Genomic DNA, 9,146 nt, shown 5'->3' on the forward strand with positions numbered 1-9,146 from the left:
GGCGCCCGCCTCGACGCCGGTGACATGCGGTCCCTGGAAAGCGCGGCCCTGGTCACGGCGCTCGTGCTGCTGAGCGAGCGCAGCGTCGCCGAGGCCGAGCACCGGCTGCGCGGCGAGATCCTGGAGGAATTGCTCGGCGCACCCCACCGTGACCTGGAGGGGCTGCGCCGACGCGCCGCTCTGATGGGCCTGGACCTGACCCGGCCGCAGACAGTACTGGCCGCCCGTTGCCGGGGCGGCGGCCACCGCCGGGCCGTCGCCGACGCGGCCACCGCCTTCGCCGCGCACGAGCACGGCCTGGCCGGCGTGTACCGCGGCGACGTCGTCGTCCTGCTCCCCGGCGACCACGAACCCGGCCCCGCCGCCCGCGCGCTCGCCGATCACCTGACCCGGACCGTCGGCGATCCGGTCACCGCCGGCGCCACCCGGGCCGCCCCCGGCGTCGACGCCCTGACCGAGGCCCACCGGGACGCCGCCCAGTGCCTGTGCGTCCTGCTCGCCCTGGACCGGGACGGCGACGGTGCGACCCCCGACGAACTCGGCATCTACGGGCTGTTGTTCAGTCAGGCGGGCCGCGACGAACTGCACCGGTTCGTGCGCCGCGTCGTCGGCCCCGTCCTGGACTACGACGACCGCCGCGGCGGCGAGCTCGTCCGCACCCTCCTGGCCTACTTCACGTGCGACGCCAGCCTCACCCGCACCGCCGCCCACCTCTACGTCCACGTCAACACGCTCTACCAGCGCATCGATCGCGTCACCGCCCTGCTGGGCGACCAGTGGCGCCACGGCGACCACGCCCTCCAGGTGCACCTCGCCGTCAAGGTGCACAGCGTCCTGTCCGCGCCGTGAGCTCCCGCCCCGACTCAAAAGCGGCCTGAACGCCCCCGCCTGCGGCACGCTCGCCACGGTGCCCTCGGTCCGGTCCCCGGTGGCGGCACCTCCAGGCCGGGCGATCGGCGCAGACGGCGCCCAGCGGAGCCGCCCCGGGCGCGGCGCGGTCGGCCGGCGTACTCACGCAGCACCTGAGGAAGCTCGGCGTGCGGTTCTTCTCGGCGGGCCGGGCGCCGATGAGCACCATGCCACGGGCACGTCCCGCCCGGGCCGGAGTTCTCCACTCACACGACCCACTTGCAATACCGAACCACTCGGTTTAGTTTTTACGAGGACGGACCGGTGGTCGCGTCCGCCCGCGTCGAAAGGAACCCCTCATGCGTTACGCCGTTCTCGGCACCGGCGTCGTCGGCCGGACCATAGCCGCCAAGCTCGCCACCCTCGGCCACGAGATCGTCATCGGCACCCGTGACCCGGAGGCCACCCTGGCCCGCACCGAACCCGACGGCTACGGCAATCCGCCGTTCGCGCAGTGGCAGGCCGACCACTCCGCCGTGCGGCTCGTCTCGTTCGCCGAGGCAGCCGCCTGGGCCGAGGCCGTGGTCAACACGACCGCGGGCGCCGCCAGCCTGGCGGCCCTGACCGCTGCGGGCGCGGACAACCTGGCCGGCAAGGTACTCATCGACATCGCCAACCCGCTGGACTTCTCCGCCGGGATGCCGCCGTCGCTGAACCCGGTCAACACCGACAGCCTCGGCGAGCAGATCCAGCGCGCCTTCCCCGGCGCACGGGTCGTCAAGGCCCTCAACACGATGAACTGCGAGGTCATGGTCGACCCGTCCCGGGTGGCGGGCGAGCACGACGTGTTCGTCTCCGGCGACGACGCCGACGCGAAGAAGCAGGTCACGGAACTGCTGGTGTCCTTCGGCTGGCCCACCGCGAGCGTCATCGACCTCGGCGACATCACCACCGCCCGCGGCACCGAGATGCTGCTGCCCATCTGGCTGCGCCTGTGGGGCGCGCTCGGCCACGCCGACTTCAACTTCCACATCGCGGGCACCCGCACGAGCGCCTGACCCGCAGTCCTGGCGGCCCGGCACGCGGACGTCCGCCCGCACCCGACCCGCCTCTTGCTTCTCGCACGGACAGGCCACTGCCACACGCGCGCACGCCACCGTCCCCGGCCGCCCGGGTCCTGCATCCGGCCGGTCTGCCGGTCCCCCGTCCCGGGTCCGGCCAGGTAGGTGTTGCACGTGGAGACGTACGGCCTCGACCCGGTGGACCACCAGACGGCCGCCGTCGGCCGGACGGACCACGGCGGCCCGCGCACATGGGTACTCGGCGAAGCCACCGCGGCGGCACAGGGTCGCCGTGGTGGGCGAGGCGCTGCCACCCGCACCCATAGTCCCCGCATTCCGAACCGAACCGCCCGGTACGGAAGCTCAACTATTCTGACCAGGTGAGTGGAACGGAAACCAAAGCCGCGGGGCGGCCGCGCTCCGCCGAGAAGGACGCCGCCATCCTGCAGGCGGCTCTGGAACTGCTGGCCTCGCAGGGCTACACGCGCATGAGTCTCAGCCAGGTCGCCGCTGCCGCGCAGGTCAGCAAGTCCACCATCCACTTGCGCTGGAAGACCAAGGCCGACCTCCTCACCGCAGCCCTCGCCGCCGCCCGCATGACAGACGCCCCGCCCCCCGGTGGAGACCTCCGCACCAACCTGGTGAACATCCTCAAGGACTTCGCCGCCACCATCGAGCGAGTCAACGGCATGGCGCTCATCGGCACCTGCCTCGCCGAAGAGGCCCACACCCCGGAACTCCTCGCCCTCCTGCGCGAACGCACCGTACTCCCGCGCCGGACCCTCCTGCGAGAGGCCCTGGAACAGGCGCAGCAGGCCGGACAGATCCGCGAGGACGCCGATCTCGAAGCGGCCGTGTCGGCACTCCTCGGCCCGTTCTACGCCGACTACATGGCAGGACGGGGCGGCCACCCGCAGTGGGCCGAGCAGGCCGTGACCCTGGTCCTCGCCGGAATGCGCGTCGGCCCTTGACCGCCTGACCGCGGCGGCACGGGAAGAGGTCCGCACCACACTCACCGGGCGACCGAGACGCGGTGGCGGAGTTGGCCGGCCGGTCACGGCAAGTCTGCGGCGGGACGCGGGACCGAGGAACGCGGATGCTCCGCGGTCAGGGCTGCTCGGCGCGTGAGCACCTGTCCGGGCTGGCGGGGCTCAACCCCCGGCTGGGGCCCGGACAGCCCGCTGGGCCTCGCGCACCCTCGCCGCTGCGCCTGCTGGAGGCAGGCCTTCCCTCAGGCGGCGGCATATGTGCTCGGCCCGGCGTTCGACGTCCTCGCGACCAACGTGATCGCCGACGCGCTGCTGTCGCCGGCCTCCGCCCCGCGTCCGGCCTCACGCCGGAGGACGTCGTCGCGGCGAACGCGGACATCAACGAGTACCTCAAGGGCCGCCGCCGGCTCGCGTGGTGCGGGCCACCGGGGGCCTGACCAGTCCCGGGATCGGCAGCAGGCTCGCTCCATGAGCCCGCGTACGGCCGAGAACCGCCTGCGCAAGGTCTTCGCCGAGCGCGGCATCGCCTCCCGGACCGAGATCGGCGCTGTGCTCGCCCTGCGATCTCGGCGCCGCCGGGCAGCCGAGCCGAGCGACGGCCCTCACGCCCCACGGAGACAAGGGACAACCGGCCTGCGGGACGGCCCCACCGGTGCCCGGAGTCCTCATTTGCACCTCCTTAATCAAACAGACTAGTCTGTTTGATTAAGGAGGTGCGGTCATGGCGACGCGTATCAGGAAGACGAAGTCCGAGGAGAGGATCCTCAACGCGGCGGCGGAGCTGTTCTATGCGAACGGGCTGCGCGGAGTCGGCATCGACCAGGTCATCGCGGCTTCGGGCGTCGCGAAGTCCACGCTGTACGCGCACTTCCGCACCAAGGAAGAGCTCGTCGCCGCGTACCTGCGCAGGACGGACGACTCCTGGATGGCACAGCTGCAGGACGCCGCCGCACGCAGCGGAAGCGGCTCCCGCGAACAACTCGTCGGACTGTTCGACGCGCTCACGGACGCCTTCGACCGGCACGGTTTCTTCGGCTGCCCGTTCGTCAGCGCGGCAGTCGAGGCCGAGCTCGACTCGGAGGCCCGGGCCATCACCGTGCAGCACACCCAGCGCCGTCAGGCCTGGCTGACCGAGCTGAGCGAGCAGGCCGGCGCAGACGCCCCTGGCGCGCTCGCCCGGCACATCGGGCTCCTGATCGACGGCGCCCTGGCCTCGGGACGCCTGCTTCAGGACCGCGCCGTGGTGGAAGAGGCGAAGTCCGCGGCACGCCTGCTCGTCGCCGGCCGCACCTGATCGCACCCGGTGCACCGCTGCGCCGGCCCCACACTCACCCAGCAAGACAGGAAAGAGGCGCCGTCATGCGCGCACTGGTTCTCCGGGAATTCGACACTCCGCTGGTCCTCGACGAGATCGACAAGCCCACCGCGGGCCCGGGTCAGGTGCTGGTCCAGGTCAAGGCCAGCGGCGTCAACCCGCTGGACACCAAGATCCGGGCCGGCAAGGCCGCCCACGCCAGACGAACGCTGCCGGCCGTCCTCGGCCTGGACCTGGCCGGCGTGGTCGAGGCGGTCGGCCCCGGCGTCCACGACTTCGCGCCGGGCGACGAGGTCTTCGGCATGACCGGGGGCGTCGGCGATGTGCAGGGCACGCTCGCCGAGTACGCGGCCGTCGACGCCCGTCTGCTCGCCCGCAAGCCGGCCGTACTCACGATGCGGGAGGCCGCGGCCCTGCCCCTGGTCGTCATCACGGCCTGGGAGGGGCTGGTCGACCGGGCGCAGGTCCACGCGGGGCAGAAGGTCCTCATCCACGGCGGAGCCGGCGGCATCGGCCACGTGGCCGTGCAGATCGCCCGCGCCCGCGGCGCCGAGGTCTTCGCCACCGCCTCGCCCTCACGACGGGAGGTCGTCGAGCGCCTGGGGGCCGTCCCGATCGACTACACCACCACAGGCGTCGAGGAGTACGTCGCCCAGCACACCGGAGGCGACGGCTTCGACGTCGTCTTCGACACCGTCGGCGGCTCCGTGCTCGACGACTCCTTCACGGCGGTGCGCACCTACACGGGTCACGTCGTGAGCGCGCTGGGCTGGGGAACCCACAGCATCGCTCCCCTCTCCTTCCGCGGGGCGACCTACTCCGGTGTCTTCACCCTGCTGCCCCTGCTGACCGGGCGCGGGCGGGAGCACCACGGAGAGATCATGCGCGAGGCGGCCGCCCTCGCCGAGGCGGGAAAGCTCAGGCCTCTGCTCGACCCCCGGCACTTCACCCTCGCCGACATCACCGACGCCCACGCGGCCGTGGAGAGCGGCACCGCCCAGGGCAAGATCGTGATCGACATCGGCTGACCGCGCACGTCTGCGGAGAAGGGCGCCGGAGCCGAGGCTCCGGCGCTCCTCCCGGAGCCGGGGAAGTGCTCCCGGAGGTCAGCTCCCTGCCTGCGTGCAGGCCGAAGGCCTTGTCTCTGTCAGGACGGCTCGCTTGGGCGTCGGGATCAGCCCGGGGTCAGGTGACCGGGGCCTGGGCCGGCTGTTCCTCGAACTGGGTGCGGTGCAGCTCCGCGTACCGGCCGCCGGCCGCCAGGAGTTCCTCGTGGGTGCCCCGTTCGACGACCCGGCCGCCCTCGACGACCAGGATCAGGTCCGCCGCACGGACCGTGGACAGGCGGTGGGCGATGACGACGGCGGTCCGGCCCGCCAGCGCCTCCGCAAGCGCCTCCTGGACGGCCGCCTCCGAGGTGTTGTCCAGGTGCGCGGTGGCCTCGTCGAGGATGACGACGCGCTGCCGGGCCAGCAGCAGACGGGCGATGGTCATGCGTTGGCGCTCGCCGCCGGAGAGGCGGTAGCCGCGTTCGCCGACCACCGTGTCCAGTCCGTCGGGCAGGGATCTCACGACCTCGTCGAGGCGGGCCCGGCCCAGGGCGTCCCACAGCTCCTCGTCGGTCGCCGTGGGCCTGGCGAGGAGGAGGTTGGCGCGGACGGTGTCGTGGAACAGGTGACCGTCCTGGGTGACCATGCCGAGCGTGGCGCGCAGGGAGGCGGCGCCCAGGTCGCGGATGTCGACGCCGCCGAGCCGGACGGCGCCCGCGTCGACGTCGTACAGGCGCGGAAGCAGGGCTGCGATGGTCGACTTCCCGGCGCCGGACGAGCCGACGAGGGCGACGGTCTGCCCGGGTTCGGCGCGGAAGGAGACTCCGTGCAGGACCTCGGCGCCGCCGCGGGTGTCGAGGGTGGCGACCTCCTCCAGGGAGGCCAGGGAGACCTTGTCGGCGGAGGGGTAGCCGAAGCGGACGTCGTCGAACTCCACGGCGACCGGGCCCTCGGGCACCTCGCGCGCGTCCGGTCTCTCCTCGATCAGCGGTTTCAGGTCGAGCACCTCGAAGACGCGCTCGAAGCTGACCAGCGCGCTCATCACCTCGACGCGGGCCCCGGCGAGCGCGGTGAGGGGGGCGTACAGGCGGGTCAGCAGCAGGGCCAGTGACACGACGGCGCCCGGCTCCAGGGTGCCGCGCAGGGCGAACCAGCCGCCGAGGCCGTAGACCAGGGCGAGGGCGAGGGAGGAGACCAGGGTCAGCGCCGTGATGAAGGCCGACTGGGCGGTCGCCGTGCGGATGCCGATGTCCCGGACCCGGGCGGCGCGGGCCTCGAACTCCGCCGACTCCTCCTCCGGGCGGCCGAACAGCTTGATCAGGGTGGCGCCGGGGGCGGAGAAGCGCTCGGTCATGCGGGTGCCCATCGCCGCGTTGAGGGCGGCCGCCTCGCGTTGCATCCCGGCCATGCGGCTGCCCATCCGCCGGGCGGGTACGACGAAGACGGGGAGCAGCACCAGCGCCAGCAGGGTGATCTGCCAGGACAGGGTCAGCATGACGGCCAGGGTGAGCAACAGCGTGACCAGGTTGCTGACCACACCCGACAAAGTGTTGCTGAACGCCCGCTGGGCGCCGATCACGTCGTTGTTGAGACGACTGACCAGCGCTCCCGTACGAGTGCGTGTGAAGAACGCGACCGGCATGCGCTGCACATGATCGAACACCGCGGTCCTGAGGTCGAGGATGAGTCCCTCGCCGAGCGTCGCCGAGAGCCGTCGGCCGAGAATGCCGAGCGCCCCCTCGGCGACCGCGATCACGGCGATGAGCAGGGCGAGCCGCACCACCCTGCCGCTGTCGCCGTGCGTCACGATCGCGTCCACGACGCGGCCGGCGAGCACGGGGGTCGCGACGGCCAGCAGGGCGGTCACCATCCCGAGCAGTACGAACCAGGCGATGCGGCGGCGGTGCGGGCGGGCGAAGGCGGCGATGCGGCGCAGCGTCGCGCGGGCGAAGGGACGGCGTTCCTGCTGCGCGGTCATCACGCTGTGCAGCTGCGTCCAGGCTGTGGTCTCCATGCTCATGGGACAGAACGTAAGACCTCAAGCTTCGTTGAGGTCAATGTCCGCCGGATGTCCCCCCGCTCGAAGGACCCGATGAGTTTCCCCCCTCACCCGCTTCCCGGCCGTAAGCCGCCGTCCGCGATTACGCCACCCGCTGTTGGCGCGGCAGGGAAAACCTCTCCGGATGTGACAGCGGTACAACTCCCCGACCTCCCCCGGGGACGACTCCCCCGGCGCGTCCCCGTCCGCCAGGTCCTGTGCCTGGTCCCGCTCCTGCTGGTCGCCGTGGCGGCCGTGCGGCACCGCTCCCTGCTCGCCGAGGGCTTCGGCCAGCTGCGGACGGCCTCCTGGCCCTGGCTGCTGGCGGCGGCCGCTGCCACCTGTCTGACCTGGGTGGCCGCCGCGTTCACCCGGCAGGGCGCGGTGATGGAGCCGCTGCCCAGGCGGCGGCTGCTGGCCACACAGTTCGCGGCGGGCGCGGCCAACCATCTGCTCCCCACGGGGCTGGGCGCGAGCGCGGTGAACCTGCGGTTCATGACCGTGTGCGGGGTGCCGCTCGCCCGCTCCTCGGCCGCGCTCGCGCTGTATCTGCTCGCGGAGTGCGTCGGCCGGCTGACCCTGCTGGCCGCGCTGCTCGCCGCCTTCCCCGGCGCGCTGCGGCCCGGCGCCCTGCTTCCCCAGGGGGTTCCCGCGCCGCTGCTGCTCGGCGCCGGTGGCCTGCTGCTGGTCGCGGGGACCGTGCTGGTGTCCGTACGGCGGCTGCGCACCACGGTGTCCTCCTTCCTGCGCACCGCGCTGGGTGAGGCCAGGTCGGTGCACACCCGGCCCGCCCGGGCGCTGGCCCTGTGGGGCGGCTCGCTGGCGTTTCCCGCGCTCCAGGCGGCCGGGCTGGCGGCGGTGGGGCAGGCCCTGGCGCTGCCGGTGCCGCCCACCCACATGGCGCTGGCCTATCTGGCGGCGACGGTCGCCGTGGCCCTCGTGCCCACGCCCGGCGGGATCGGCTCCGTGGAGGCGGCGCTGGTCGTGACGCTGGTGGCGGCGGGCGGCCCGGCGGCGGTGGCCACCGCGGTGGTCCTCGCGTACCGGATCATCACGGTCTGGGTACCGCTGGTGCCGGGCGCCCTGACCCTGGGCGCGCTGGTGCGGATGAAGGTCATCTGACGCTGCGGGTGATCCGCCGTGGTGGCACAGTGTCCTTCCGAGCCGGCGCGCGGGACGCCGGCGCGCAGGAAGGAGTTCGGTCCATGCCGGTCCGGCTGGAACATCAGGGGCACGTCACCACGGTCGTCCTGTCCCGCCCCGAGGTCCGCAACGCGGTGGACGGCCCGACGGCGGCCGAACTCGCCTCCGCCTTCCGGGCGTTCGAGGCCGACGACAACGCCCGGGTGGCGGTGCTGTGGGGTGAGGGCGGCACGTTCTGCGCCGGGGCGGACCTGAAGGCGGCCGGCACCGCGCAGGGCAACCGGGTGGCCGAGGACGGCGACGGGCCCATGGGCCCGACCCGGATGCGTCTGTCGAAGCCGGTGATCGCGGCGGTCGCAGGCCATGCGGTGGCGGGCGGTCTGGAGCTCGCCCTGTGGTGCGACCTCAGGGTCGCCGAGGAGGACGCCGTCTTCGGCGTGTTCTGCCGACGCTGGGGTGTCCCCCTCATCGACGGCGGCACGGTACGGCTCCCCCGGCTGATCGGCACCAGCCGCGCGATGGACCTGATCCTCACCGGCCGCCCGGTGCCCGCCCGTGAGGCGTACGAGATCGGGCTGGCCAACCGGCTGGTTCCCCGGGGCCGGGCGCGCGAGGAGGCGGAGGACCTGGCCGCGACCGTCGCCCCCATCCCCCACGCGTGCCAGCGCGGTGTCCGGGCGTCGGGGCAGGTCCCCGACCGGC

At 73.1% G+C, this 9,146-nt stretch carries 8 protein-coding genes; 7 read left to right on the forward strand and 1 reads right to left on the reverse strand.

Features of this window, described 5'->3' with window-relative positions:
• The 5 genes from ACFW2E_RS33180 to ACFW2E_RS33200 all read left to right on the forward strand — a co-directional run.
• The coding region (locus tag ACFW2E_RS33180) for a PucR family transcriptional regulator (RefSeq protein ID WP_384471493.1) at nucleotides 1–849 on the forward strand (849 nt) is incomplete at its 5' end.
• A gap of 359 nt (nucleotides 850–1,208) precedes the next feature.
• Nucleotides 1,209–1,907: an NADPH-dependent F420 reductase gene (locus ACFW2E_RS33185; protein WP_384471496.1), complete on the forward strand. Its 699-nt coding sequence runs from the start codon at nucleotides 1,209–1,211 to the stop codon at nucleotides 1,905–1,907.
• Between the two features lie 383 nt (nucleotides 1,908–2,290).
• Nucleotides 2,291–2,881, forward strand: a complete 591-nt coding sequence (locus ACFW2E_RS33190; protein WP_384471499.1) for a TetR/AcrR family transcriptional regulator — start codon at nucleotides 2,291–2,293, stop codon at nucleotides 2,879–2,881.
• 739 nt (nucleotides 2,882–3,620) lie between these two features.
• Nucleotides 3,621–4,193, forward strand: coding sequence for a TetR/AcrR family transcriptional regulator (locus tag ACFW2E_RS33195; protein ID WP_384471501.1), 573 nt, complete (start codon nucleotides 3,621–3,623; stop codon nucleotides 4,191–4,193).
• Nucleotides 4,194–4,258: 65 nt separating this feature from the next.
• Nucleotides 4,259–5,242, forward strand: a complete 984-nt coding sequence (locus ACFW2E_RS33200; RefSeq protein WP_384471504.1) for a zinc-dependent alcohol dehydrogenase family protein — start codon at nucleotides 4,259–4,261, stop codon at nucleotides 5,240–5,242.
• Between the two features lie 157 nt (nucleotides 5,243–5,399).
• On the opposite strand, the gene ACFW2E_RS33205 is transcribed toward ACFW2E_RS33200, so the two are convergent.
• On the reverse strand, nucleotides 5,400–7,277 hold the full coding sequence (locus tag ACFW2E_RS33205; protein ID WP_384471512.1) for an ABC transporter ATP-binding protein: 1,878 nt from the start codon (nucleotides 7,275–7,277) through the stop codon (nucleotides 5,400–5,402).
• 171 nt (nucleotides 7,278–7,448) lie between these two features.
• Between ACFW2E_RS33205 and ACFW2E_RS33210 the strand changes: the two genes are divergently transcribed.
• Complete coding sequence (locus ACFW2E_RS33210) at nucleotides 7,449–8,423, forward strand: YbhN family protein (RefSeq protein ID WP_384471507.1); 975 nt, start codon at nucleotides 7,449–7,451, stop codon at nucleotides 8,421–8,423.
• Nucleotides 8,424–8,506: 83 nt separating this feature from the next.
• On the forward strand, nucleotides 8,507–9,146 hold a 640-nt coding region (locus tag ACFW2E_RS33215; RefSeq protein WP_384471509.1), incomplete at its 3' end, for a crotonase/enoyl-CoA hydratase family protein.

The organism is Streptomyces sp. NPDC058964, assembly GCF_042741275.1.
GTDB lineage: Bacteria > Actinomycetota > Actinomycetes > Streptomycetales > Streptomycetaceae > Streptomyces.

Excerpts from the sequence above, each read along its gene's own strand:
- ACFW2E_RS33205 (WP_384471512.1), bottom strand. The coding sequence starts at position 7,277 with ATGGAGACCACAGCCTGGACGCAGCTGCACAGCGTGATGACCGCGCAG.
- ACFW2E_RS33185 (WP_384471496.1), top strand. The coding sequence starts at position 1,209 with ATGCGTTACGCCGTTCTCGGCACCGGCGTCGTCGGCCGGACCATAGCC.
- ACFW2E_RS33200 (WP_384471504.1), top strand. The coding sequence starts at position 4,259 with ATGCGCGCACTGGTTCTCCGGGAATTCGACACTCCGCTGGTCCTCGAC.
- ACFW2E_RS33195 (WP_384471501.1), top strand. The coding sequence starts at position 3,621 with ATGGCGACGCGTATCAGGAAGACGAAGTCCGAGGAGAGGATCCTCAAC.